Origin of the sequence: Blautia sp. MSJ-36 (assembly GCF_018917985.1) — a bacterium.
In the GTDB taxonomy this organism is placed as follows: domain Bacteria; phylum Bacillota; class Clostridia; order Lachnospirales; family Lachnospiraceae; genus Blautia_A.
The window spans coordinates 108876-135383 of record NZ_JAHLPQ010000008.1 but is presented as its reverse complement, the minus strand read 5'-3'; the positions used below and the strand labels follow the sequence as shown (position 1 = coordinate 135383).

The 26508-nt window shown below is 40.8% G+C and carries 30 protein-coding genes and 3 pseudogenes; 9 read left to right on the top strand and 24 right to left on the bottom strand.

The annotated features are described in order from the left end of the window. Positions 1–182: 182 nt before the first annotated feature. The 12 genes and pseudogenes from KQI39_RS08330 to KQI39_RS08270 form a co-directional block, all read right to left on the bottom strand. A complete protein-coding gene (locus KQI39_RS08330; protein ID WP_216417741.1) occupies positions 183–2378 on the bottom strand; it encodes an ATP-binding response regulator in 2196 nt (731 codons plus the stop codon). Between the two features lie 55 nt (positions 2379–2433). After that, positions 2434–4203 carry a response regulator gene (locus KQI39_RS17340; RefSeq protein ID WP_253293117.1) on the bottom strand — a complete coding sequence of 590 codons (1770 nt, stop codon included), beginning with the start codon at positions 4201–4203 and terminating at the stop codon, positions 2434–2436. Between the two features lie 65 nt (positions 4204–4268). After that, positions 4269–4523: pseudogene (locus tag KQI39_RS08315) on the bottom strand (DUF1653 domain-containing protein); the annotation flags it as partial. 30 nt (positions 4524–4553) lie between these two features. Further along, entirely contained in the window at positions 4554–5009 is a 456-nt protein-coding gene (locus tag KQI39_RS08310; protein WP_216417736.1) for a YaiI/YqxD family protein, read from the bottom strand. A gap of 10 nt (positions 5010–5019) precedes the next feature. Next, entirely contained in the window at positions 5020–5388 is a 369-nt protein-coding gene (locus KQI39_RS08305; protein ID WP_216417734.1) for a VOC family protein, read from the bottom strand. 53 nt (positions 5389–5441) lie between these two features. Next, a complete protein-coding gene (locus tag KQI39_RS08300) occupies positions 5442–7916 on the bottom strand; it encodes a DEAD/DEAH box helicase family protein (protein WP_216417731.1) in 2475 nt (824 codons plus the stop codon). Next, positions 7880–8473, bottom strand: coding sequence for a class I SAM-dependent methyltransferase (locus KQI39_RS08295; protein WP_216417764.1), 594 nt, complete (start codon positions 8471–8473; stop codon positions 7880–7882). The genes KQI39_RS08300 and KQI39_RS08295 overlap by 37 nt, the downstream gene beginning before the upstream one ends. A gap of 122 nt (positions 8474–8595) precedes the next feature. After that, positions 8596–8958 carry a YccF domain-containing protein gene (locus KQI39_RS08290; protein ID WP_015526476.1) on the bottom strand — a complete coding sequence of 121 codons (363 nt, stop codon included), beginning with the start codon at positions 8956–8958 and terminating at the stop codon, positions 8596–8598. 26 nt (positions 8959–8984) lie between these two features. Further along, positions 8985–9203 carry an aspartate dehydrogenase gene (locus KQI39_RS08285; protein WP_216417728.1) on the bottom strand — a complete coding sequence of 73 codons (219 nt, stop codon included), beginning with the start codon at positions 9201–9203 and terminating at the stop codon, positions 8985–8987. A 45-nt stretch (positions 9204–9248) separates the two neighbouring features. Continuing rightward, the gene (locus KQI39_RS08280) at positions 9249–9719 is read right to left on the bottom strand and encodes an LURP-one-related/scramblase family protein (RefSeq protein WP_015514812.1); all 471 of its coding nucleotides are present in this window, start codon (positions 9717–9719) and stop codon (positions 9249–9251) included. A gap of 282 nt (positions 9720–10001) precedes the next feature. After that, a complete protein-coding gene (locus tag KQI39_RS08275) occupies positions 10002–10526 on the bottom strand; it encodes a flavodoxin family protein (protein ID WP_118753559.1) in 525 nt (174 codons plus the stop codon). Positions 10527–10550: 24 nt separating this feature from the next. Further along, positions 10551–10736 (bottom strand): DUF6440 family protein, encoded by a 186-nt coding sequence (locus KQI39_RS08270; RefSeq protein WP_005342831.1) that lies wholly within the window; start codon positions 10734–10736, stop codon positions 10551–10553. A 345-nt stretch (positions 10737–11081) separates the two neighbouring features. Here KQI39_RS08270 and KQI39_RS08265 point away from each other — a divergent pair, with 345 nt between their 5' ends. Beyond that, positions 11082–11321 carry a DUF6061 family protein gene (locus KQI39_RS08265; protein ID WP_003505342.1) on the top strand — a complete coding sequence of 80 codons (240 nt, stop codon included), beginning with the start codon at positions 11082–11084 and terminating at the stop codon, positions 11319–11321. Positions 11322–11530: 209 nt separating this feature from the next. On the opposite strand, the gene KQI39_RS08260 is transcribed toward KQI39_RS08265, so the two are convergent. The 4 genes and pseudogenes from KQI39_RS08260 to KQI39_RS08245 all read right to left on the bottom strand — a co-directional run bounded on the left by KQI39_RS08260 (position 11531) and on the right by KQI39_RS08245 (position 13657). Further along, on the bottom strand, positions 11531–12607 hold the full coding sequence (locus tag KQI39_RS08260) for an ABC transporter permease (RefSeq protein WP_253293116.1): 1077 nt from the start codon (positions 12605–12607) through the stop codon (positions 11531–11533). Beyond that, a pseudogene (locus KQI39_RS08255) lies at positions 12606–12809 on the bottom strand (relaxase/mobilization nuclease domain-containing protein); the annotation flags it as partial. The pseudogene KQI39_RS08255 and the gene KQI39_RS08260, both read right to left, overlap by 2 nt. Further along, positions 12770–13099 (bottom strand): plasmid mobilization protein, encoded by a 330-nt coding sequence (locus tag KQI39_RS08250; RefSeq protein WP_002584958.1) that lies wholly within the window; start codon positions 13097–13099, stop codon positions 12770–12772. The gene KQI39_RS08250 and the pseudogene KQI39_RS08255, both read right to left, overlap by 40 nt. A 201-nt stretch (positions 13100–13300) precedes the next feature. After that, positions 13301–13657: a helix-turn-helix transcriptional regulator gene (locus KQI39_RS08245; protein WP_002584957.1), complete on the bottom strand. Its 357-nt coding sequence runs from the start codon at positions 13655–13657 to the stop codon at positions 13301–13303. Between the two features lie 398 nt (positions 13658–14055). Here KQI39_RS08245 and KQI39_RS08240 point away from each other — a divergent pair, with 398 nt between their 5' ends. The 6 genes from KQI39_RS08240 to KQI39_RS08215 all read left to right on the top strand — a co-directional run bounded on the left by KQI39_RS08240 (position 14056) and on the right by KQI39_RS08215 (position 18758). After that, positions 14056–14241 carry a cysteine-rich KTR domain-containing protein gene (locus KQI39_RS08240; RefSeq protein ID WP_003431289.1) on the top strand — a complete coding sequence of 62 codons (186 nt, stop codon included), beginning with the start codon at positions 14056–14058 and terminating at the stop codon, positions 14239–14241. A 16-nt stretch (positions 14242–14257) separates the two neighbouring features. Next, complete coding sequence (gene rlmN, locus KQI39_RS08235; RefSeq protein WP_002584956.1) at positions 14258–15241, top strand: 23S rRNA (adenine(2503)-C(2))-methyltransferase RlmN; 984 nt, start codon at positions 14258–14260, stop codon at positions 15239–15241. Between the two features lie 473 nt (positions 15242–15714). Then, positions 15715–16152, top strand: coding sequence for a sigma-70 family RNA polymerase sigma factor (locus tag KQI39_RS08230; protein ID WP_003502131.1), 438 nt, complete (start codon positions 15715–15717; stop codon positions 16150–16152). After that, positions 16136–16378, top strand: a complete 243-nt coding sequence (locus KQI39_RS08225) for a helix-turn-helix domain-containing protein (protein WP_002604473.1) — start codon at positions 16136–16138, stop codon at positions 16376–16378. Before KQI39_RS08230 ends, KQI39_RS08225 begins: the two co-directional genes overlap by 17 nt. A 455-nt stretch (positions 16379–16833) precedes the next feature. Continuing rightward, positions 16834–17007: a transposon-encoded TnpW family protein gene (locus KQI39_RS08220; RefSeq protein WP_002604472.1), complete on the top strand. Its 174-nt coding sequence runs from the start codon at positions 16834–16836 to the stop codon at positions 17005–17007. A gap of 77 nt (positions 17008–17084) precedes the next feature. Beyond that, the gene (locus KQI39_RS08215; RefSeq protein ID WP_069989194.1) at positions 17085–18758 is read left to right on the top strand and encodes a recombinase family protein; all 1674 of its coding nucleotides are present in this window, start codon (positions 17085–17087) and stop codon (positions 18756–18758) included. Positions 18759–18768: 10 nt separating this feature from the next. Here KQI39_RS08215 and KQI39_RS08210 read toward each other — a convergent pair. The 8 genes and pseudogenes from KQI39_RS08210 to KQI39_RS08175 all read right to left on the bottom strand — a co-directional run. After that, positions 18769–19047, bottom strand: a pseudogene (locus tag KQI39_RS08210) (response regulator); the annotation flags it as partial. Positions 19048–19195: 148 nt separating this feature from the next. Continuing rightward, positions 19196–20059, bottom strand: a complete 864-nt coding sequence (locus tag KQI39_RS08205) for a nucleotidyl transferase AbiEii/AbiGii toxin family protein (RefSeq protein ID WP_003505363.1) — start codon at positions 20057–20059, stop codon at positions 19196–19198. Next, entirely contained in the window at positions 20060–20653 is a 594-nt protein-coding gene (locus KQI39_RS08200) for a type IV toxin-antitoxin system AbiEi family antitoxin domain-containing protein (protein ID WP_003505367.1), read from the bottom strand. A gap of 88 nt (positions 20654–20741) precedes the next feature. Next, positions 20742–21452, bottom strand: a complete 711-nt coding sequence (locus KQI39_RS08195; protein WP_138344492.1) for a DUF6040 family protein — start codon at positions 21450–21452, stop codon at positions 20742–20744. Next, positions 21430–23151, bottom strand: coding sequence for a MobA/MobL family protein (locus KQI39_RS08190; RefSeq protein ID WP_173685576.1), 1722 nt, complete (start codon positions 23149–23151; stop codon positions 21430–21432). Before KQI39_RS08190 ends, KQI39_RS08195 begins: the two co-directional genes overlap by 23 nt. Continuing rightward, the gene (locus KQI39_RS08185) at positions 23127–23432 is read right to left on the bottom strand and encodes a hypothetical protein (RefSeq protein WP_055156138.1); all 306 of its coding nucleotides are present in this window, start codon (positions 23430–23432) and stop codon (positions 23127–23129) included. The genes KQI39_RS08190 and KQI39_RS08185 overlap by 25 nt, the downstream gene beginning before the upstream one ends. Beyond that, positions 23432–23746 (bottom strand): DUF3847 domain-containing protein, encoded by a 315-nt coding sequence (locus KQI39_RS08180; RefSeq protein WP_216417762.1) that lies wholly within the window; start codon positions 23744–23746, stop codon positions 23432–23434. Before KQI39_RS08180 ends, KQI39_RS08185 begins: the two co-directional genes overlap by 1 nt. 144 nt (positions 23747–23890) lie before the next feature. Then, on the bottom strand, positions 23891–24121 hold the full coding sequence (locus KQI39_RS08175) for a helix-turn-helix domain-containing protein (RefSeq protein WP_003505382.1): 231 nt from the start codon (positions 24119–24121) through the stop codon (positions 23891–23893). 174 nt (positions 24122–24295) lie between these two features. On the opposite strand from KQI39_RS08175, the gene KQI39_RS08170 reads away from it, so the two are divergent. Beyond that, positions 24296–24925, top strand: coding sequence for a helix-turn-helix domain-containing protein (locus KQI39_RS08170; RefSeq protein WP_118109760.1), 630 nt, complete (start codon positions 24296–24298; stop codon positions 24923–24925). Positions 24926–25085: 160 nt separating this feature from the next. Further along, entirely contained in the window at positions 25086–26381 is a 1296-nt protein-coding gene (locus KQI39_RS08165; RefSeq protein WP_118109763.1) for a tyrosine-type recombinase/integrase, read from the top strand. Positions 26382–26508: the final 127 nt, after the last annotated feature.

Here is a 26508-nt window from a genome sequence, read left to right as displayed (position 1 = left end):
TGTTCCCCTTGCATTAATTTTGCTAATGATGTCAGACAGGGATAGTCCACAGCTGGAAATTAGTTTTTCATTTAAGTAATTATTTCAGTCCCAAAAAGACAAATGGATTTTCACAGCCTGCTTCTTCTAAGGAATAAAAAAACATACCATATAACAACTTTATATGTTCTGTCTTTTTATTCCTACAAATCTTCGTGCAGTTTTACATCGCTATTATCTGCCATGCATTGTTTTAAGGCAACGATCATTTTTTCCGCATCCAGCGGCTTTGCAAGATGAACATTCATTCCAGCCAGCCGGCTGTTGATAATGTCTTCTGCAAAGGAATTGGCGGACATTGCAATGATCGGAACCCTCCTGGCATCCCTTCTTTTCATTTCCCTGATTGTCCTTGCCGCATCCAGACCATTCATCCTCGGCATCATAATATCCATATAAATTACCCCAAAATAATCCGGTGCAGATTTCTCGAAGATTTCAACTGCTTCCTGCCCGTCTACTGCACATGTAACTTCCATACCGCTGTCTTCCAGTATACATCTGGAAATTTCCATGTTCAACTCATTGTCTTCCACAACCAATGCCCGCATGCCTTCTACCGAATAATCATCAAGGCTTACTGGTTTATCTGATAAATTACTGTTTTTATCCTGTGTGCCAATTTTGAACAGAATTTTTACAATAACTGTTGTCCCGACACCTGCTTTGCTCTTCAGTTCAATACTTCCATCCATTCTGTCCACGAGTTGCTTCGTAATTGCAAGCCCCAGTCCGGTGCCTTCATACCTGGATCTGCTTGTCTTGCTTTCCTGAGAGAACATATCAAAAGCATGTGCAATAAAATCTTCACTCATACCCACACCCTGGTCTTTACAGTAGAAAGTGAAAATTGCTCTGCCATCATCCAGAGTTTCTTCCTCAACCCAGACCGTAATCACACTACCCGCCTGACTGAATTTTATGGCATTGTCCATAATATTCGACAGGATCCTGCCAAGATATACCGGATTTCCAACCAAAGCGCTATGACTGTATGTACTTTTCCAGTCAATCTCATACCGGATGCCTTTCTTGGCAGCCCGCTCATCATAAATCTGGTTCAATTCCCGCAGTACCATTGTCAGATCAAACAAAAGCTGCTGGTCCTTCAAATCTCCGCTCTGTAGTTTATTCATATCCAGTACATCATTTACCAGAGATACCAGATATTTCAGCGCTTCCATTTCCTTTTCTCTGATCTTCTGCTGCATCTGTGGATCATCTGCGTACTGATTTCCCATATTTACCATACCGATAATACCGTTCAGTGGTGTACGAATATCATGACTCATAGTTGTCAGAAACCTTGTTTTCATTTCGGCTTCACGCTTTGCTGCTTCCGCAGCAAAGTTAAGATTCTCTTCACGTCTCTTGGAATCGCTGATACTACGAACCGTACATAAAACATGGGTAACATTTCCAGACTCATCCCGTTTTTTCACAATAAAAAGCATCCTGTGCCAGCTGCTATCACACATTCTGTATTCTGTAGAAATACATTCTTCCGTCTTCAATCTTGCTGAAAGTGTAGAGACATCCAGAAATAGACGGATCAGCGAGCGGTATTCAGATGCAACCATTGTATCACAAAGCTGATACAGTTTCTCCGATACACAGCCTCTGTTTCCTGTCAATTTGTGTACTTCACTGTCATTTGATATCTCTTCAAAAAAATCTTTCTGCACATCAATCCTGTAGATAGAACAGTAACTCTTAGCAATTGCTGAGATTATTTCATTACTCAGCTGTGCTTCATCCAGTGCCTGCTTTAATTGATTCTGGATCGTAGTTTCTTTTTCCATGATATCATCAATATGCCGGAAACCCACCAGTGCGAAAAAATGTTTCTCATCCTCGTATATTTTGACTGCCTGTGCCTCAAAAAATTCATGCTGGTTCGGATTCGGTTTGCTTCTATAATGGTATGTAATGCGCTCCTTCCGGGAAAGCTGTTCCTTTAGATGCCCTGTCGAAATCCAGTCCTTAAATTCCTGTCTTTCTTTCTCATACAGATATTGAACCGCATATTGGTCAGCAGAAGAATTGAAATTATCACCCTGTTTCAGATTCATTTTTTTTGCGTTGGTTCCATCGTTTATATGGAGAATTTCAAAGGAACCGGTATTTAATTCAACATAATAGACAGCCGTAAAATCTGCACATATCTTATCCAAAAGCCGTCTTTCCGCCATCTGTTCTTCCAGCGTACTTTTCAGTTTTCTGTTCCTCATATGTACCATTACAGTCAGGATAAGAAGCAGAACGATCAGCACGGTTATAAAAACCAAAACTGCCATGGACTGCGGTTGCTTCGGAAATATATATTTAATTTCTGTCATAACAAAACTCTCTCTATGTTTCCTAGCTGCTTTTCCCATGCATCCAGGAAGGCAATTACAGCCAGTTTTCCAGAACATCATTCAGCTTATTCATATCCAACGGTTTCGCAAGATGTCCATTCATGCCTGTATTTTTGGCCAGCTGTACGTCTTCTGCAAAAGCATTGGCAGTCATGGCAATAATCGGCAGCTTTCCCCGTTCACCAGGAAGGCTCCTGATTGCTGCGGTTGCCTCATAACCATTCATGACAGGCATTTGGATATCCATAAAAATAAGATCATACAAGCCTTTCGGAGAGGCTTCCACTTTTTCAACTGCAATTTTTCCATTTTCCGCTGTTTCCACTTCTGCCCCTGTCATCTGCAAAATTTCAACACCAATCTCTCTGTTTAACTCATTGTCCTCGACCAGCAGAATTCTTTTTCCTGTGTAATCTGCTTCTGACAGTTTCTCCAGATAATTTCTCGCTGTATTTTCTTTTCTGCCTGAAGTAAACTGCCGCAGTGTAGCCGTCAGCCGGGAACGGAACAGCGGTTTTGCAATAAAAGCATCTACACCTGCAGCCTTTGCTTCTTCTTCAATTTCGCTGAATTCATAGGATGTCAATACAATGATGGTGATCTCTTTCCCGATCCGTTTCCGGATCTGTCTGGCAGTTTCTATACCATCCATCTCCGGCATCTTCCAGTCCAGGATAACAGCAAAATAATCATTTTTTAGCTCATGACGTGCATAACAACGTTCAACAGCTTCCCTGCCAGAGAGAACCCATTCACCTGTAATACCGATTTCTTTCAGTGTGGCAATTGTACTTTCACAGCATGTCTTATCATCATCCACTACCAGAACCGGCAGATTCATCAGATTTTCATCCTGTTCTTTTTCTTTTTCCTGAAGTTCCAGATAAATCCGCATTCCTGATCCAATACCGGTAATCCAGCCAAAGAACTGTGAACTTACCGCCACTGGCACTCTGGCTCTGAAATGATCTTCTCCATGAGGACACATCCATACATCATGACCAAAACGGTCAATCACAACACCAGCAAGTTCATTTCTGCATTCCAGCGTAACTTCCGCATCTACACCGTCATACATACCAAACGTTTTCTTGGCAAATGCAGCCAGATCAAAATTTTTGAAGGACGCTTCTCCTTTACGATCAGCCTCCATAATCTCAGTATCACGCATTTTATCGACACGATAATGTTTAATGATTCCGGCTGCTGCATCATAAGCAACCAAATAGTAGTTTTCATCATCCCATGTCAACGCCCACGGACTGACAACATAGAAAGCGCCATTCTTTTTAAACTTCAGCTCCTTCTTAACTGTCCACTCCGCATAATGGAATTTGATCTGTTTATTTTCGTAAATAGCCGTGTGAATATAATCCACGTTATAATACACCGTTTCATTCTCTGTCTTCGGCCTGTTTACGATGAAGACATATCTGGAAAGCATTTCGGCATCTGTCTTACAGCAGAGCTTCTCCAGTTTCTGTATCAATTCTTTGGATTTCTTTTCTGTAATAAATTTTGAAGACTGAACCGCATCCACCAAAAGCTTCAACTCCGGCAATTCAAAATCCCTGGCACCAATATAATAGCCCGGACACTTGCCTTTCTTCTGCTGGATATCCAGTCCGAATTTATCAAGAATCTCCATCTCTGTATAAATTGTTCTTCGATCCGTACTGATCCCATATTCCTGATCCAGAATCGTGCACAACTCCGATGCATTTAACATGTGATCATCATCGGTACGTTCCAGCAGGATTTCCATCAGATATAAAGTACGGAGCTTCTGATCAAAAGAAGCCATAACACATCACCTCATAATTTCATATAGGTCTTGCCCTTCAATGTAATTCTCTTTTTCTACCCATATTATCTTGGCCAAAAATCTACCGGCACTACCTCAAATCTATATTTCTGCTTCGCATCCGGATACTTCTCCCGATCCACTTCACTGCAAAACATGTCGTATGGTCTGGCACATGTTTTATAAGGCGGATACAATGCCTGATAAATCACCAGCTTCTCACCATTTTCTGTATGCTGCGCAAAAGCCAGAATCCGGTACAAGTACTCCGCTGTTTCCAGATTTACATTTTCCCGCTTAAAATGCTGGACTACATCACCAATATGAAATCTACATTCTTCCATTTCGAACTATTTCTCCTTATCCATTGCCATATGTATCATTTTCTCGAAAGATTCTCTGAAATGCTCATCATCCTCCGATGTTCGTTTTCTTGGCCCTTTTAGATGATTCTTTCCGGATGCCCTTCGTGCCTTCTTATTCAGATGCCGTTCCATAAGCATCTGGTCAATATTCTCATTGGTATACCATTTCCCGGATTGATGAATCGCATACGCATTTTTTCCAAGTGCCATTGCCGCCACTCCATAATCCTGTGATACAACAATATCGCCTTTATGACAAATACTGATCAGTTTATAATCCACTGCATCTGCGCCGGCTCCAACTACAACCACCTCACTGTAATCAGAAGACAACACATGATTTGTATCACACAACAACGTTACCGGAACACTGTGCTCTTTTGCAACTTTTTCAACAATACCAACTACCGGGCAGGCATCTGCATCAACAAAAATCTGCATATTCTCTCCTTTAATTACACCTGAATGGAGTGCGAATCTCAATGAGATTACCACTGGGATCATACAGTCTTACAAGCTTCTGCCCACCTGCAAGTTCTGTCAATTTTGTGGCATATCGGACGAAATACTTACCAGATTCATATTTCGCAAGCAATCCATCTATATCAAAGTCCTCGAAATACAATTCCATCATGTTATTGAATGGCATAGAAGTTCCATTCAATGTTTTCCCCCATACGTCGGCATCCTGCAAAACAAGTCCCTCCGATAAGATCACATTACCTTCATTCTTAAGAATCACTTGCAATCCAAATAAGTCCCTATAAAACTCTATGGATTTTTCTATATCATCCACCACGATCAGTACGTTTTTCAGCATATCCGTCACCTCACAATCCGCTTTGTTATTTCTTCTGTAAATAATACTTTTGATTACTTCTCTACATACCGTCTCCGATAATATTCTATCGTACGATACTCGATAATATCTTTCATCTGCTTCTTAAAAGCATCAACTTTAATTACATCTGCCAATTCATCTCGGATTCCCAGTGCATAGCCATCCTTATCTATAAAAAAACCTTTACCAGAAGCTTTTAAAAACTTAATCGGCATGCTTTTGGCTTTGCTTAAATGCTGCTTGTCTGTTATCTTTTGATACTCCTCATAAGAAGTTACTTGTGGAAAATCTTTCCAGTTCGTTCCTCGATCAAAGAACTTTTTCCAGCTCTCCACTACCTCAGCATCTGTAACAGCCAACCGTACATCTCCCTCGTTATAGAAGCTGTACAGAATCGGCATCTTATACACTTTCTGCATATCCGTTGTTTCAATCAACTGCAGGAACTCTCTTCCTATTCCCGCGTAAACCTGGAGTTCTTCCGCCGATAATTCATGAATTTCATATAAAAAATCCATATATCGTTTAAACGGATTTTCTTTCGAATGTTTCATACAGTATTCGTAAATATTATCATCCATATTCGTAAAAAGTTCCATACGTGTGGGAATTTTTCCATCAAGCAATTCTTTCACGCGATAATATTCCTGTTTAATTCTTTCCTGAATAGACAACGACTTTTTGTCCATTTCTCGGAAAAGATCAATCAAACGCATATCAAAATCCACAATACAATCATCGGGATACTCAATTTCAGAATAGTCATACGCTGTTCTTTCTCCGACACAAGCACCACCGTTCAATAAAAACGGCGCACGCCCGGCCTTTTCGTAGTTTCCAATAAAATCAAGTACGTTGACATACTCTTTACCCTTGCTGATACGCAAGCCACGGCCCAACTGCTGTAAAAATACAGTAGGTGATTCCGTCGGTCTCAAAAACATAACCATATCAAGAGAAGCAATATCCACACCTTCGTTGAACATATCTACAGAGAAAATAACCTTTATCTCCTGCTTCTTTAATTGCTCGATTGCTACATTTCTTTCTTCTGAAAATTCCCCATCTGCATTGCTATACACAGCAACAGATTTTACGCCTCGCCTGCAGAATTCCTTTGCCATTTCTTCAGCATGCATTCTTGAACTACAAAAACCTAAAGCACGTTTGGAACGATATTTTTTGTAATATTTATAAATCAAATCATATCGTTTTACATTGCCAATATATTTATCATTCAAATCCTTCTCATCATATCGGCCTTTTACCAATTTGAGTGTTGAATAGTCTGTTTCATCATAAATACCATAATAATGAAACGGAACCAATGCTCCTTTATTGATTGCTTCCTTCAATGTAATCTCATATGGAACATTATAATCACAAATTTCATAAATAGACTTTCCATCCATTCTTTCCGGCGTAGCAGTAAGACCAAGCATAAACTGTGGTTTAAAATAATTCACGATTCTCTGATACTGATCTGTAACAGCATGATGAAACTCATCAATCACCAAATATGTAAAGTAATCCGGCGCAAAATACTCCTCTGTCAGATATTCGCTTCTGCCAAGCGTTGCCACAGAAGCAAAAATCACAGATTTTCCAATATCCTTTTGTTTTCCATCGAAGAAACCATAGTCATCTGAATGACGAACATTTTTAAAGGATACTGCTGCCTGTTTCAATATTTCTTCTCTATGTGCAACAAACAATACCCTCTCATACTTTGCAGAATCAAATGCTGCCAAATAGGTTTTTCCTACACCAGTCGCAGCATGAACCAAACCACGCGAAGCACCTTCCGCCCTGCTGTTTTCCAAAGCACAAAGTGCTTCTATCTGTGCACCTCTTGGTTGAAACAGCACTTCAACTTTTGTATCCGGATCTGTCTGGTCATATCGTGCAAGGTCTTTTGCAACCGCAGGTTTATGCCAGTTCTTTGAATACGCTTTCAATTCCGCATCATCAATCACGTAAGAATGATTTTTAAATAAATCCTCAAACGTTTCATAAAACAACTTAAAATTCTGACTGTCCTGGCTGCTATTGAAACGATAATTCCACTCAATACCGGAGGTTAATGCACTTCTGGAAATATTTGATGAACCAATATATATTTCACTTAAGTTCTCATAATGAAATATATATGATTTGGGATGAAACGAGCGGTTCTTATCGTTATAAAAACGCAATTCCACCTTGTCTCCCAATTCCTTTTTAAGAAGAAATAGTGCAGAAGGCTGTGTAATTCCCAAATAATTTCCGGTAAGAATGCGAATCCGAACACCACGTTGCAAAGCTGCTTTTAAGTCTGAGAGCAGCATTCTTACACCTGATTCCATGAGGAATGAGACAATAATATCAATCTGTTTTGCCCGTGCCATGCTAAGCTTTAACTGATACAGCAAATATCTGCTTTTGTTTCTGTCTCCGGTCATAACATCTGTTGGTTCTATATGGAGTTCCTCTATTTCTGATTTTTCCGCAAAATTAAATTGAGCCATTTTTCTTCTCCTCTTCCCGGGCGCACATCCAACGTAATCCACTGATCTTCTACCGTAAGTTCCGGTATCACCTTGATAAATTCCCGAAATGTATCTTCCATAAAATCAGTAAAATAACGACCATTTCGTTCCCCTTCAAAATTACTATATTTGAAGGACGTATAAATCACCCCGTTATCTTTAAGTGCAATACACATTTTTTGGATTACGGGAAGAAGTTCCTGCTTTGGCAAATGCAAAATAGAGGAACATGCCCAGATGCCATCATACACTCCAATTTCATCCAATTCCTGAAATAGCATTTTCTTTACTTTAATCCCTGTAAAGCTACCTGCCAATCGACAGAGTTCTGCGGATCCGTCGGTTGCCGCCACCTGGCACCCCTTCTCAAGGAAATATTTTGTATCACGACCGGAACCACAACCAAAATCAAGAATTGACGCACTCCCAGGCAATAGTTGGAGAAACGTCTCTTGTGCCAGATGCATATCTGCATTCTGAGTGTTTTCTATGAAATTTTTTGCATTTAGGTTGTAATAATTAATTGTAGTGTTCATAATTTCCTTTCTCATTTAAGACAAGTCTCATCTAATTCTCCTGAAATAAGAATACTTCAATATTAATATCACCATCCGTAAATAATATTATTTCATTTTTCATCCATAAGACCTCACATATTCTACCCTATCACACTCGCACCAAATGGCATGAAAGAGAGTCTTGCCATCTTGAAAAATTGCTTTCCAAATGGAATTCCAACTATCGTAATGCACCAAATACAACCCACTATCAGGTTTCCAAGTGCCATTTCCCAGCCAAAAAATATAATCCATATAAGATTTACCAGAAACGAAAACATGCCATTTCCATACACGATTTCTTTTCCAAACGGCCAGAATGCCAGGGTCGCAAATTTAAAACATTGCAGGCCTACCGGAATTCCAATAATTGTAATACACCATATGCATCCTGCAAAAACCCATGCCAGTCCGCCCAGTAATCCTCCAAATATAAACCAAAGGATATTACCTATCGTTCTCATGACAATACATCCCCCTTATCCAATGTTTAATATTCTTTTGCAATTTCCTCTGTTATCTCATATATCTCTTTGAATCTTTCTAGGTCCTCTGGCGATCTGATCAGCATGATTTCTTCGATTTTTCCAGTCCGCATATCTTTGAATCCTGCTACTTCTTCTCCGGTACAAATGCTTGCACGAATAACAGGTTTCATATGTTCTCGGTCATATGTTTTTTTTACGATTTTCTTTTTGAATAATCCCATGCTACCTCCCCATCTCCGAATATCTTCAGCAACAAGATCAACTATTTAATTCCTGGAACATTTTTCTGCATCAATCGCCAGTACAAACATCAGCGCATCCAACGCATTTCCGGGATCCTGCACATCAATAACATAAGTATCTGTCATATGAAACAGTTCTTTACTAACCCGTGCGATTGAATAACCGCTTCGATCAAGAATGCTATAGTCCCATTCCATAATTGTTCCATCAATATGCCATCCATTGTAATCAATATTATAATGTGGCGTCAGGAATGAGAATTCTTTGCTCAGGCATCCGATATAACTGCCGTTTTTATAAATCTCGAATTTAGGAAGAAAAGTAAGTACTTTCTGAACAACCATTCCTACTTCATTTCCATAGGCATCATAAATTACAAGTTTATGTCCCCAGGACAACTGACCTTTTACTACATAAACAGTATTGCCTGCTTCATCATAGATATCATAGCTGTCAAACCATGAAAACAGCCTTTGTTTAAATAATAGCTTCATAACTTTTCACCGCTCTCTCCAACAGACATAATAGGTTCTTTATAAGTACCATAATACCATGCCATTACACCTTAAAAAACATGTAAATCGAAGAATTAACCCATCTTATTTCACAGATTATGATAAAACATAAATTTCCGGCTATAAATCTCTACTCGTTCCCCAAAAGGTACAAAAAAGACCATTTACTGTTTTACGGTAAATAGTCTTTACATTTCTATATTCAATTTATATCGTACTGAACCGCTTATCATCCCTGCAAACTTGAATTTGGTGTGTGCTTTATAAATTTTTTCCGATCCACTCAAGTTCGTTCATGGAATTCTTATTTTTTTCAAGTTCATCTCTGGCTGTTGCGTAATATGATTTTTTGAAAAGCATATCCCATGAAAGATATTTTGCCATACAGTCAAACTGCTTATCAATCAGCTCATACTGGATACTGCCTACAGGAGAACCACCTACAACAATTGTGCCAACTTTTTTGTTTTTTAACTGCAATCCACGGCAGTAGCACTTATCAATGATAAGTTTCAATTGTGCTGACATTCCCCACCAATAAACTGGTGTAGCAAAAAGAATCATATCTGCGGCAGCAATTTTATCAATTGTAGAATTTGTATCATCCTTATCGACGCATCCCTTAGAGCATTGACAGACACCACATCCCTTGCATGGTGCAATGTTGAGTTTGTCGGGTTCAATGATTTCAATTTTATTCTTTTCTGACGCTCCTTTTATAAATGCATTGATTGCTGCCAGCGTATTTCCTTTTCTGGCACTTCCATTAATGATTACAATTTTCATGCGTGTATCCTCCAACTTTCAATTTTATTTTGTAACTATGACTTTTCCTTCTGAATCCAGAAGAGGTGTAATAGCCGCTCCATATCCAGATTTCCAACAAAGATAGTTAACCCCAGTCTCCTTATCTACAAGGATTTGGCGAACTCCTTCATCCTTAAGCTGACTTCCGTCTCTAAATGTAACTTCAAATCTTTCTTCTTTCTTTGCCATGTTTATTTCTCCTTTTTTCAAGCATTAAATTTAAATTTTCCTGTTATACAAACTTGAATTGAGATTTCATATATTCCAAGGGATTTAATAACTGTTATATTTTATTATCAAATATCTCTCAATCCCTTGAAAACACAAAGTTTATCGCAGGTGAGCTTTCCCTTATTGTTTCCCTTGCGTTATATCGTCCCACCAGTGTTTACGAACTCTGATAAGGGCAAAAACAAGGGCAAGAAAATTATATAAAACAGTATAACACAAAATAAAAGTGACATTGTGAACTGATTGAAATGCTTCTGATTTTTGCAACAAATGATTGATTTAACGATAAGGAGATTTGATACGATGAGAACAATATTTGCAGAATACAATCCCAAGCGCAACAGTATTGATGTTTACACCTCTGTTGGCTATATGCTCCGCATTGACTGTTGGGAAGCTGAAAAGAACTTAAAAACCACACCAGGATCAGACTGTGCATTAAACGCACTCGCCATTGATGAACCTCTTGAATATGCCAAATTATATCTTGATGGAAATTTGCAGATGTGGGTAGATGCGGAAGACTCATTAGATATTTTTTAATTTTTAAACAAATACAACAGTTTAAATCGCTATTAACCACAATATTTCCGGAAAATTCATCATAGGTTTGTGCAAATGCAAAGAAACGGCGGCTCTGAAAATCAAAGCCGCCGTTTCATAGGCGCGTGAAAATGTGTCTGCTCTGCGACGGCTTTTTTTCTTTTGCCGTCGCGCTGCAGATAACCTATTCGTTCTATTTTGAACTTCTTTTATGCTACCTGATGTCTGCAATAGGAATGAATCGCCAAGAATGTAAACACAAATAATTCAATTCCTGCCGAAATCAAAATAACATGCGGTGTCCAGAAACTCATTCCACCGATATTCAGATAATTGAAATCTGCAAGCTGAGAAAGGAAATTGTTCTGCATACCAATTCCGGCAGATGGAAGTATGGTAGAGAGCCATGTTGCTCCCATCGCTACATAAGCAAAAAGCGGCATGAGAAGAACTACAATAGAGATCAGCAAAACTGTCAATGTGTCTTTACATTTTGCAGACAGGAACAACGTACAGCTAACCGTTGCTAATACAGAAAGTAAGCCCGCTGCTGCGAGAATTATCTGCAACTGCCCCAGATTGATGTTTGGCAGATTAATGATAGAGTATCGCATCTGAAACGATGTTTTTAAGCAATCCGTCCCGAACGCTGCATCTAAAATCAGAATGTGTATCGTGATCCCGACAAGGAAAGTAACAACGAAAAGTGTAAATACCGCCAGAATTTTGGTAATTGCTAATTGTTTATGCCCGTATTTGGTGGTTCGCAGGATGCTGTCACCGCCCGTTTGATATTCTCCGGCGAAAGTAGATGCTGCGATTGCCACACACAAAATAGCAAGGAACAAAATATAAAACTCAATATAATCAAATGCATCTTTTGAAATTCCAGAATGAAGATAAAATGGCGTATCAAGTTCTGAATATTTTTCAAGAGCTTTCTGCTGTGCGGTTTCGTTTTCTCTTTGCTCATTCCGCATGACATCCTGTAAATGTTCTGCGCACTTTTCATAATAGGCTCCGTCAATGTCATTCGGGTCAATATCCATTAAATCAGCACCAATGCCTGTTACTGGATCAGCAAACGCTTCGGACAGACCCATCAGCAAGTGACGGAACGGGACGATTTTTTCAATAAATACAGCCAGAGGAAAGCCCTCTTCCTCGACTGGCCCATATTCTCGAACGCAGCTTTGATAAGTTTCCAAAGCCGATTTGATCCTATCCGGGGTCACTTCACCAGCGGATGTTTTATATAAATCTTGTTTGTACTTGATAGCTGCCAAAGGATTGTATCAAGTGCCGCCCTAAATGTGTGCCGCGATCTCCGGCAGCTTCCCGCGTCCATGCAAACTCAATATCGGCGGTTTCCAGCCCGCAGCCGAAAGAGGACGCAAGCAGCTTCCCGTCTGTCTTTTCGGGATTTAAGATATAGTCTATCGCAGCCTTTAAGGTTGATTTAATAGGGTGCGTCTTTGTAACCGCCATATCTCGTCCACCGCCTTTTTAATGTCCTCTATATCCTGCCTGTAAACCGTCCCCGTCGCATTGGCGCGTTTTGCAATTTGGTTGATGTTCCGGCTCACCGCTTGCAGTTCCCGGATATATGCTTTTGTGTCGCTTCGGTCAACGACAAGAATATACCCGTCTATCGCCATTTTACGGAAGTATGCCCCATACTGCTTTATGGGAAGCTGCTTCATCTTCTCGTCGATCAGCCGCTTTTCTTCTTCCGTAACGTAAAACTTCATCTGTATATTTCTCTTTCGGTTTTCCATTTCCGCACCGCCTTTCGGTATAAGGGTTTGGGATTATCCCAACAAGCATTTTCCGCAAACGGGTACTCGTTTGCTGTGCTTGCTATCTACTCCATACCCCCACCGAAAGGCGGTATTTGTTGCGCGTTCCTTTGATTTTGGACGCAAAAAAAGATTGCAGCCGCCATGCGCTGCAATCTCCCGATTTCTCATATTGTGAGGTTAATCCTCTGCTTTTTCGACTTCCGTTATCTCCCTTGCTGTTGCGGTTACAATCCGTATGCCTTTATCGCTCATACCGTCCAGCAGCGCGTCAAGCTGCCGCCGCCCGGTGGATTTCTCCGCATTGCTGTTCGGGAAGAAAAATTGATCTACCGAAATATGATACCGGGTTACAAGGTCATAGAATACCTGTAAACTCGGCTGTTGTCCCTTGTTCTCGATATTCGCAAGGTAGCGCGGGGAAATATATAACTCGTCGCTTACCTTTTTGCGGCTCTCGCCGTATTCATTTCTCGCGGCTTTTATAGCTGCCCCGAAAGCCTTAAAGTCGTACAATGGTACGGGTCTTTTTGCCATTTTCATTCACCCTGTTACATTTTACAGTTCACCTTTCTTTTTGGATATGTCCACACAATTCATATCATTAGGTTAAATACTTCCTGTTGTGTATTGACAGTAGACTGATTTTCTGATAAAATAAAATTTATGTAAAAGGAGGTGGCGTTTATGTTGCATAGCATGCGTATTAGATAAGCATTGAAAAAAAGGATTTTCCCATTTTCAACATGGGCTTTTTTGTCATGCTTATTTTGCGGATGCTATACAAAAAACTAACGACGTATAGATATAGTATAGACATAGTGCAAGCTATGCCTTAGTTTTGTTGTACTGCTCTGTGCATTATAAATGCAGGTCAATGCTCATGTTGAGGATTGACCTGCATTTTTTTGTGTAAAAAGGACGAGTGAAATATAATGCTTAAAAAATATTGGATAAAATGTCCGATTTGTAACGGAAAGACGAGAGTTCAAGTATTTCATAATACTGTATTAAAAGATTTTCCTCTTTTCTGCCCTAAATGCAAATTGACGCATATCATTGATGTAGAAAAATTAGAGATTGTAATCAAAAATACAGAAAAACAAACTTTTATTATTTAGAAGAAAGGATATAAAAATGAAACGTTTACCTAAATATACGCCTGCGGAAGTACGGAATGATCCATACGGATTTACTTACAAAGAAATGTCGGAAGTTATTGGCGAGAATGAAGCAAAAGCCTTATATGAAGAATTATATAAGCAATTACCACGCAAAAAAAATCTATCAATGTTGGTAAAAAATATTTGCAAAAGCAGTGATACTGAAAAGTATGTTTACGAACTGAAAGACAACAAATACATTGAAACGGTTTTTATCAAGCGGCGAGATGGTGGAACTGTTTGCGTGAGCACACAAGTCGGTTGTCCTGTTGGTTGTATTTTTTGTGAGTCCGGGCGAAATGGCTTTGTTCGTAATCTAACATCGTCAGAAATCGTACAACAGATTATATTGTTGCGTCGAAAAGTAAACCGTATCGTTTTTATGGGTATGGGAGAGCCTTTATTCAATTATGACAACTTGATAAAAGCAATCCATATTCTCCGAGATAGATATGGGCTCAACTTTCCAACCGACGGCATTACCATATCAACAGTTGGTCCGGTCGATCAATTAAAAAAATTGCGCGAGGAACATCTTAAAATTCAGTTGACAATATCTTTACACGCAGCAACACAATCTGCAAGAAATCGTATTATTCCTCACATGCGCATATATGCTATTGAAGATGTTGTTAAGCAAGCCTTATCCTATTCTGAAAGGCATAATCGCAAAATTGTCTTTGCGTATTTGCTTTTACCGGGTATAAATGACCGGCCCTCAGATGTAAGACAACTTGCAAAATGGTTTCGGGGCAAAAAAGTTATGATTAACGTGTTACAATACAACCCAACAAGCAATTCAAGAATTAAAGCACCACAGAAACGGGAAATAGTTGCATTCAAACATCAATTAGAGCAAGCAGGACTTGAAGTTACTATGAGAGTTTCTCATGGCAGAGAGATTAACGCGGCTTGTGGACAGTTAGCTAACACATATAATAAATTCAAAAAAAAATGATTAAAAGTGCCAGACGCATAGACGCAGAGCCGATAACGCATTAGGTCAAAAAACCTATGTGTTATCGGCTTTTTTATTTAATATTGCGCAAAAGCCGCTGTTCCCTATTATAGAATGGATTGCGGGTAGTGTATTAAAGTCGCCCTTTTTTAAGGATACGGCGGTATCGGGGAGGTATCGCCGTGTCCATTTTTATTTACTGTAACCCGCCTAATGCTTTGCGGTCAAAAAAAGCTATGCTCCGCAAGCGGGATATTCCGGCTATGAGTATGAACTGTCAATACATCTAAATACTTCTTACATTTCCTTTGCGCTCGTCCGCGTCTTGCGGACGGGCGCATTTTGCTTTTTTCAACTTTTTTCTGAAAAACGCACTCAAGAGCCATCTCCCGAACGGGTACGGAGCGAAAGGGGCAGAGAGGACAAGCCCTTAACTCCCGTCCTCTACTCCACGCGGGAAGGAGGTGAACTCTATGGAGCTATCTTCTTCCGACAAGGAAAGAATACAACATCAGTACGACGCATTAGCAAAGAAAACTTTGGTTGGCGAAGCGAAAAGCCACCGCCGCACTCTTGCGAAACGCGCAGCACGCGAAGTACCTTTTTCGGATTTGAGCGAAAGCGAACTCGCGCAGCTTTTCACAACGGACGAATACAAAAGCGATTATTTCCGTTTTCAAGTGTCCGGCTTTGATGTACTCGTCAAAAATGAACTGCTTGCCGAAGCCCTTAACGCTTTGCCCGAAAGGAAACGCGACATTATCCTTTTGTCCTACTTCTTGGACATGAGCGACGCGGAAATTGCTGAACTGCTGAATGTTGTACGCACGACGGTTTTCCGGCACAGGAAATCCGCGCTTGCGAAAATCAAACAGTATTTGGAGGGAAAAGCAGATGATGAATACCGTTAGGAAATCTGAAAATCTGTTGCCGTTCCCTGTCATTTCCGCAGCGGCAAACGGCGACACAACCGCCATGTGCGCGATCTTGAAGCATTACGAGGGTTACATAGCGAAACTTTGTACCCGCACGCTGAAAGACGACGCGGGCAATACCTATTCCTATGTGGACGAGGAAATGCGTAACAGGCTGCAAGTGCGCCTTATTACCCGCACCCTTGCTTTTCATGTAGGATAATCTTTTAGCCCATGCGGGGAGCGTGTCCCCTTTCCACGCTTCCCGTTATGGGCTATTTGTCGTTCCGTAACAGCACATCGGAAACGGTGTACTGTTACAGGCCGACAAAGCCTATTGTTCCTTGACAAAGAAAGCGGCCTTTGGTGCGCAGCATAACAGGCAACGGGTACATTCCGTCTGTACCGAGCCGGGCGGCGGGTACGCCATGACCGCTTTTCCCCGTTGGGGAAAAGTCGAGCGAGAACTACCGCGCCGTAAAACAAGTTTAGCAGCTTGTGGGCGACGACATACAAGGCGGCACAACGATACTCCCGCGTTGAACACCCTCAAAGTATTGCGCGGCGCACCCATAAGCATGGGCCGGGGTGAAACTCCCGTGAGGTTGCAGCTAACAACCGCCCGTTTTGCCTTTTGACGAATATAGTTTATCCATACAGGAAAAGGAGGTTTTTCTAATGGATAAAAAACAGACAATTACAACCGAACGCAAAATAGGGAAAATCACCTATCTTGTTCAAGCGTTGCCGAGTGAAAAGGCAACCGATACAATCCATAAAAAGATTGAAAAACTCATTGTAAAGGATTTGCAGAAAAAGCCCGGAAATCCGGGCTTTTTAGCGTCCGAGTAGTGCATTAGGCGGCGGGATATGGTATAATGATAGCAACACATTATACCTGTTTATTCGGCTGTCGGAAAGGAGGACTAATGTTACAGTCGAATAAAATCACCGCCCTTTACTGCCGTTTAAGTCAAGAGGATATGCAGGCCGGAGAAAGCGGAAGCATACAGCACCAAAAAATGATACTTCAACGCTATGCGGACGAACACCATTTTTTGAACACAAAGTTTTTTGTGGACGACGGATTTTCCGGCGTGAGTTTTGAGCGCGAGGGGCTGCAAGCGATGTTGCAGGAAGTGGAAGCCGGACGAGTGGCGACGGTTATTACCAAAGACCTCTCCCGTCTTGGCAGAAACTATCTGAAAACGGGCGAACTCATAGAGATTGTATTTCCCGAAAACGGAGTGCGCTATATCGCGATTAACGACGGAGTTGACACAGCGCGGGAGGATAACGAGTTTACCCCCTTGCGGAACTGGTTTAACGAGTTTTACGCCCGCGATACAAGCAAGAAAATCCGTGCAGTTAAACAGGCACAGGCGCAAAAAGGCGAGCGTGTCAACGGGGAATATCCATACGGCTATATCCCAGACCCGAACAACCGCCACCACCTTATACCCGACCCGGAAACCGCGCCGATTGTCAAACAGGTTTTCGCTATGTTTGTTAGCGGCGTGCGTATGTGCGAAATCCAAAAATGGCTTGCGGAAAACAAAGTCTTGACGATTGGAGCGTTGCGCTATCAGCGCACAGGACAGGCGCGGTATCAGCGGGCAATGATCGCCCCCTATACTTGGCCGGACAAAACGCTCTATGACATATTAGCAAGGCAGGAATATTTAGGGCATACCATAACCGCGAAAACTCACAAGGTATCCTACAAGTCGAAAAAGACCCGGAAGAACGAAGAAGAACAACGCTATTTCTTCCCAAACACCCATGAGCCGCTTGTTGACGAGGAAACCTTTGAACTTGCGCAAAAGCGGATTGCTACCCGCCACCGCCCGACAAAAGCAGCGGAGATTGATATTTTTTCCGGCTTGCTGTTTTGCGCTGGTTGCGGACATAAGATGTATTACCAACAGGGCGTAAATATCGAGCCGCGCAGGTTTTCCTATTCTTGCGGCGCATGGCGCAACAGGGCAAGGACAGGCAGCGAGTGTACCTCTCATTATATCCGCAAAAACGTACTTCTTGATTTAGTGCTGGAAGATATGCGGCGGGTTTTGCAGTATGTTAAGGAACACGAACAGGACTTTATCTGTAAAGCTACCGAGTACGGCGACATGGAAGCGAGAAAGGCATTAGCGCAGCAGCAAAAGGAACTTTCCAAAGCACAGGCGCGTATGACCGAACTTGACACGCTTTTCCGCAAGCTGTACGAGGACAACGCATTAGGCAGACTGACAGATGAACGGTTTGTGTTTCTAACTTCCGGCTACGAGGACGAAAAGAAATCCCTTGCCGCAAGGATAGACGAGTTACAACAGCAGATCGCAACCGTTACCGAGCGAAAAAGGGATATATCAAGGTTTATTCAGATTGTCGGGAAATACAGCGACATACAGGAATTGACCTATGAAAACGTCCATGAGTTTATCGACCGTATTTTGATACATGAATTAGACCGGGAAACCAACACCCGGAAAATCGAAATCCATTACAGCTTTGTCGGACAGGTTGATACCGAGCAGGAGCCGACGCAAGTTGTCAACCATGACCGCCGTAACATGGTAGATGTAAAAAGTATCGCTATCTAACCCCAGCAAATGTCAGCCCCGTTATTTTATCCGTTTCCTCAATTTTAGCCGTTAGCATTATGATTGGATAAGTGTATTTCTTTCGGATAAGCTGGCAAAGTGAAAAGCCGTTCATATCCGGGAGCATAATATCCAGAATGGCAAGATCAATGTCGCCGCTTTCAATACACGACATGGCATCCGTTGCGCAGTAAAATTTATAAACGACGTAATTTTCGTTTTTCAAGTAGACCTCCAACAGATCCGCTATATCTTGCTCGTCATCTATAATCAATATCTTTTCAGACATATTTTCAACTCCTTTGCTCATATTTCCAATTAAGTATAGCAAATACAACATCTAAATTCACAATGGATTGCCTGAGAAATTATTAAGATTTTCCTAACTTTCGAATTTAGGCAACTCAAAATGCTAACGTAATTTACATATCAGTTTTTTATGTGTCATACATATTCTCCAATATACTTCCATATAATGCACAGATTGACTTCACAATTGCATGCCATGAAATATCAGCAGCATAAGAATAATTTTTTTGATATGTTTTCCATAAGGTCTCCATAACCGGACTTGATTCAATTTCATCAAATATTTCTCTTATATCCTCAGCTTCTATCAGGTCTAATGTTCCCCTTTTTTTGGCTGTAGCCACAAGTGCAGTCCATAAAACTTGTTTTTGGAGTTGTTCTCCATACAACTTTTGTAAAATATAAATATCATAAAAATCTCTCATTCGTGTATTTGTAACGTTTCGACTAACAACAGTTTCCAATTTTTCAGCCAATACCGTTTCCAGATTATATGCCCATACCTCAATAGTGCGGTCTTCAAGCATAAGATTAAATTTGTACTTGATTTCTCTTGGTGTAATTACATCCCCTGTAGAAATATCAATCTTTAATGGTGTGATTACACCATCAAATTTCGTTTCCATGCTTACACGAACACCAGGATAATCTGCTTCTTCCATGATTTCCGATATCCGTTTGACCCGAAATGAAACACCATCGTCCAGTGGAATTGATATAATTTGGGATATAATCATTTCTACATCCTCCACACTAACATTAGTGCCTTTTATGGTAGCATCCAGATCCATAGTAGCTCTGGCATCCAGACCAACCATTGCCGCCACAAGCATTCCACCTTTTAATATAAACTGGTTTTTATACTCTGATAAAGAAATTCGTTCTAAAAAACGTTCCATCATATAATTCCGCATCAAAATCTGTGCATCTGCGGATTTTTTCTTTGACATATTACGAATTAAATCCTTTAATTGTCTTGCCGTTGTTATCATCTAAAGTAACACCTCCAAATATGGTCTAAGTATGTTTTCAACATGAAACATAGCTGCGTATTTCATAAGCATCCGTAAGTTTTTATCCTTACGTTTTGCATATTGTTTCAATGCGTCTTGAAAGACCTGCATTTCAACATTTTTTCTGCTACGAAGCAGATCACAAATTGTTCTCTCCATGTCATAAACGGGAACGGAATGTCCGAATGATGTCTGCATAGCTATGATTCCTATTTCATGTAAATCCTTTTTTACTGTGTACACTTGAAAACCGTCTTCCTGCAAACGACTTGGATTATATCCAGTTCTTACTGTTATGGTGTATTTCAAAGGCTCTCTGTCCGTTAAATCATGAAAAAACAATGCAGTTTCATGAGAAAATACAGCTTGACCACAACGTAAATGCAAAAGGTACATTGCATCTGTCCACGTATCCGGCGATACATACACACCATGAGCAGCTTGTTCTAATCCTCGTTCCTTCACATATGCATAAAACACAGACTTACTAATTCCATTATTTAGAACTTGAAATGTCTGAATTGTCCCTCCACATTCACGCAACAACAAATCTAATTTTTCAAACTGAGTCATATACTTTCTCCTTTCGTGCTAATATGATAATATATATTAGCACGAAAGTAAAGACATATAGTACCAATAAAATATCGGTATTTTTGTTTTAATGATATCCCCTTGTTTCTCGCCATCCCTTTACATACCACCTGATTCCAACATATACCAGTTGCACGAATAATAAGAGAAATAGCAGATTGATTGGCAATGTTATCTTTATCCACTTCCCAAAGTAGATAGCTGTTGCCATGCTTATAAGTATTACCATTATGGTAATCATATCCCAACAGCACTTCTTATATAACTCTGCAATCTTTATCTCTATAAATGCTACAAGTATTCCAGCACCCACCAAACATCCACCGCAGATCAGTATTCTTATCAGCCAATATACAATTCCGGCAACGACAGGATTGGATATTCCATTACTAATCTGTGCCATGTTCTTTCCTGTCAGTATAATCCACCCTGCAATGGTCTGTATAAAAGTGGCGATTGTATCAAAGAATACCACGCAATCAGAAATAAATATTTTTGACCGTATCATCTGAAAAAGAGTAGTTGATACGGAATACCATATCAGCAGAAACATCAATGCTTCATACATGGCTGTTTTTGTTTTATATCTGCCTGCCAGTTTTTCTCTCTGCGTATCATACTTTTCCTTGGCTTTCAGATAAGCTGTCAGGTTACAGTTCCCACACTTTTGATAGAGTACTGGCTTTTCAACCGGTATCTCTACTTTTTTCTGATGAGAGAGTGCATAGTCCCGTTCCTGTTCTGCCTGCCTTAGCTTATCTTGACATTCCTCTGTCATGATTTCGGCAGCGTGCGTTTTCTCTTTCTCTCTCTGCAACAATTCTTTTGTTTTCCTCAAGTCGTTCTTTAAGGCTTGAATGTTCCCTGCTCTGTTCTCGCTGTTTAACCTCTCGTTCAAGGTCAGCGATTCGTCGAGCTGCATTTTCAGTTCCCGGATAGTCCTGTCTTTCTGGTCGAGTTCTTCCTGCATCTGCTCTGTCAGCAGAAGCAACTCTTCCAGTTGATCGTCGCTCTTTGAGTTTCTTAATTCGTTCATCAATCGACCTTCCTTTCTCTAATTGCTGTTCAAGTTCAGTAATTCGCTGTTCTGTTTCTGCAATAGCCGGTTCTCGCTGTTTAATTTCTGTGCCAATTCCTGCCATTGCTGATTTTCGTCTGTAAGCTTCTGTATCTGGTCTGTCTTTTCTTCCAGAAGTATCAACAGTTCTTCTGTATCCGGCAAGATTTGAAGCAGTTCTGATAATTCGCTCTCTAATTGCTGCAATCGTTCTTCCTTCTCCTGAAAGCACATCAGCTTCTCGTCCTTTTCCTGTATTTCCTGAAGCATCTCTGCCATGATATTCTGCTGTTCCTCTATCTGTGTAATCATTGCTTCCATCATGGGAATTACTTCTTTGCTTTCTTCTAATGTCATTCAACCACTCCTTCCATATTGACAATGCACCGGATACCTTACCAAAGGTTGTGATTACCTTTTGCAGTAGTGCATTTTGTTTTTTAATCATCTGGTTTTCCTCTACCTTCCATGAACCATTCCATATCTGTCCGGTGAGATATTTTTCCTCAATCTTTCTTGCATCCGCACCCTCATGAATCGTAGGGATTTTTAATTTGCCCTGTCTTTCATAAGAGCGGTGGTCAATCTGATTGTCTATGGATAAATGCCGGTTACACATCCCAGCCCATTCGCTTCGCCATAACTCACAATTCTTTGGATTATTCCAGCCGGTAGCATCGGTCAGAACCCGTTTCCATTGTTTTCGGTTTCTTGCCCCGACTTTCTGTACTCCGTTTTCATCAAGTACCGGAATGCGGATTCCATGCCGGTCAGGATTTTTCTTATCCTGCCACCAGTCCGGGTGGGATTCATCAACCACGATATTTCCGTCAGTATCTCTGACAAAATCCCAGTCCTTGACTTCTTTGCTGCCCCATGAATGATCCAGATTGAATGGTCGCATGGTTACAAGTAAATGCACATGTGGGTTTCCATCGCCCTTATCGTGTATGCTCCAGTCGACACACATTCCCTTATCCACGAAAGTCTTTTGAATATATTCGGTTGTATAATCAATCTGTTCCTGTCTGCTCCATTCTTTCGGCAGGGAAAATTCAAATGAGCGTCCAAGCTGTGCATCTGCATTTTTTTCTATCTTCAATACCTCATTCCATAGACGCTGTTTCTGAAATGTGATTTTAAACTTTTCCAGTGCGGCATCTTTATCATCCGCTCTTTTATAACGGATAGACTGTTGAAACCTTTTTATATTTTCTTCCGGTACATGCAGCCATTCAGGAGGTGCATTTTCGCACATCATCAGACTGGTGTAGACGACTTCCTTTTTGGAAGTATAGTAACTGATTCTGCCTGTTTCCTCATTCTTCATCACATCTCCATTAAGATATGCCGATGCGGATATGACAGATTTTTCTTTACTGCGCCCGACAATCTTTACTGTAAAGTGAAATATCGCCATGATACGATTCCCCCTTTCTGCCGTATCCGGCATTGATTTCCGACAGCATCTTCTTCTGGTTTGGCAGAAGTGAAGCTGTCGGAACGCCCTCTGCGCAAGAGTGCCCCCTGCGGCATGAGCAGGTCTGGCTGAAAGCCCCGCCGACGGAACGAGCCCGGCAAGCGTAAGCGCAGACCGGTTGCCACTTGTGGCAAACTTATAAGGACGACCTCTGGTTGTCCATAAGTGCGCCCTTCATTCAAAGGCAATGAAGGGAATGGAAAACCCACTCCCTCCGCCATTACACATCCTCCATGTCTGTAACTAATTCTTTCTGCATCGCTTTTGAGAAAAACTTCCCGTTTGTTTCCTGCCTTTTTAAGAAGCCTATCAACTTTGGTAAATCTTCCTCCTCAATCGGACAGCCAAGAACCGATTCCACCGCTCCTCCAATCTGACAGAGCCTGTGGGTTCGTTTTTTACTTTCTTCCGCTTTCTTTCTCTTTTCCAGTTCCTTCCGCTGTGCTATGAGCTTTTTTGTAGCTTCAATGCTTTCCTGTTCCTTTTTCTCTAATGCACGTATTCTTTCTTCATAAGTCTTTGTTGATTTCGCCATATCGTCTTCATCCTTTCTTTTTCCGATAAACAACAGTTCCCGGTTGCATATCAGGAGAAGCACATGGTATAATCCTCTTGCGTGTAGGTATATCATGGCTTCGGTCTGATAGAACCTTTGGCGGTTTCGTAGGAAGCCGCCTTTTTAAGTTGCCACATTTCTTGTGACAGCTTTTACATTTCCTTTATCCCTCAGATCTCGCCCCTCGTTGGCTTCCATGAACTTTTCCAGAATGTCAGTTTTAATAAGGACTTTTCTTCCGACTTTTAATACCGGAAGCTTCTTCCATTCAACCAGCTTTCTCAAAGTGTTTCTGCCAATTCCTGTATAGTCGGCTGCTTCCTCGATGGATAATGCAATCTTTCTTTCCGTCATCTTGTCACCTCCCGTTAAATTGCATTATGCAATTTTTGTTGTGCTGTTAGTATAGCGGTTTTATATTGCGTTGTCAAGCGTTATGAAATTTTAAAAATAATCATTAAATTGCATATTGCAATTATGTGAGGTACATGCTATAATTCATACATACCGAAAAAGGAGGCAATCAGCATGAAAGATAAAGAACTACGCAAGCTGATAGGTAGCAGGGCAAAACAGCGTCGTCTGGAATTAAATCTGACACAGCCTTATGTTGCAGAGAAGATGGGAGTTACCGCTTCCACAATCCTGCGTTATGAGAATGGTTCGATTGACAATACCAAAAAGATGGTGCTGGAAGGTCTTTCGGAAGCACTTCATGTATCTATTGAATGGCTCAAGGGGGAAACCGATGAATACGAAACCGATATTACGGATAAGAAAGAATTACAGATTCGTGATGCAATGGGCGATATTCTCAAACAGTTACCTCTCGACCTTAGTAAAAAGGAAGATGCTTTTTCCAAAGATTTACTGCTGTTGATGTTAAAGCAATATAACCTGTTTCTGGAATCATTCCAGTTTGCCTGCAAGAATTACAAGGGCAACACGAATGAATCGGATATTGCAAAGGCAATGGGATTTGAATCGAATGATGAATATAACGAGATTATGTTTCTCCGGGAGATCACCCATACCGTTAATGCCTTTAATGATATGGCAGATATTGTAAGGCTCTATTCCAAGAAACCGGAAATAGCAGAACAAAGGCTTGAAAATCTTTTATCAGAAGTTTTGTATGAGGATTCCGATTCGGTATAGAACGACAACCGGAGTTATGATACAATGAGCACGAGCAAGTCAGGCTGTTTACAGATTTGACGAGCGGCGAATTGGCTTATGGACTTGTCCATAAGATGCCTACACGCAAGAAGCATTTCATCAGTTCCGATTGTCTGATATCGAAAGGAGACACACGATTATGGCAAAAGGATCTGTAAGAAAAAAAGGAAAGAAATGGTACTACCGCTTCTATGTAGAAGATGCAAGCGGCAATCTGGTTCAGAAAGAATACGCTGGAACAGAAAGCAAAAGTGAAACGGAAAAACTGCTCCGTCAGGCAATGGACGATTACGAAAGCAAGAAATTCATTGCAAAGTCGGAAAATATTACAGTTGGAGAATTACTTGATATATGGGCAGAGGAAGAATTAAAGACCGGTACTCTCAGTAATGGGACAGTCCAGAATTACCTTGGTGCTATTACCAACATCAAGAAGCATCCAATTTCAGAGAGAAAGTTGAAAAATGTAACATCTGAGCATTTACAAGCCTTCTTCGATCTGCTTTCCTTTGGTGGCACTTATCCAGATGGTTCAGAAAGAAAAGGTTACAGCAAAGATTACATTCGTTCTTTCTCGGCAGTATTACAGCAGTCATTCCGGTTTGCAGTATCACCAAAGCAATATATCACTTTCAATCCGATGCAGTATATTAAGCTGAAATACCAGACGGATGAGGTTGACCTGTTTTCTGATGATGACATGGATGGCGATATACAGCCAATTCCACGAGAGGATTATGAAAGACTGATTGAATTTCTACAGGATTACAATCCACCGGCAATACTTCCAATCCAGATAGCTTATTATGCAGGACTTCGTATCGGTGAAGCCTGTGGTCTGGCATGGCAGGATGTAAATCTTGAAGAACAGTGCCTTACGATCAGACGCAGTATCCGATATGATGGTTCAAGGCACAAGAATATCATCGGACCAACCAAACGAAAAAAGGTAAGGATTGTTGATTTTGGAGATACACTGGCAGAGATTCTTCGCAATGCCCGAAAGGAACAGCTTAAAAACCGAATGCAGTACGGAGAACTTTACCACAAAAACTACTACAGAGAAGTAAAAGACAAAAACAGAGTTTACTATGAGTTCTATCATCTGGACGGAACAGAGAATGTTCCAGAAGATTATAAGGAAATATCCTTTGTCTGCTTAAGACCGGATGGAAGTTTGGAACTGCCAAGCACGTTAGGAATTGTTTGCAGGAAGATTAGTCAGAAACTGGATGGATTTGAAGGATTTCATTTTCACCAGTTGCGACACACCTACACAAGCAACCTTCTGGCAAATGGAGCAGCTCCGAAAGATGTACAGGAACTGTTAGGACACTCAGATGTCAGTACCACAATGAATGTCTACGCCCATTCCACAAGAAAAGCCAAGCGGGAATCCGCAAAGTTACTTGATAAAGTGGCAGGCAACGACTAAATAAAACTTTCCCTTATTTCCCTTACGATTATCTCATAAGGGCAAAAATAAGGGAAAATACATATCATTTCACTAATGAATGGGCTGGAAAGCCTGTAAAATAGGGAAAGTTAGAAAGATATTTCGG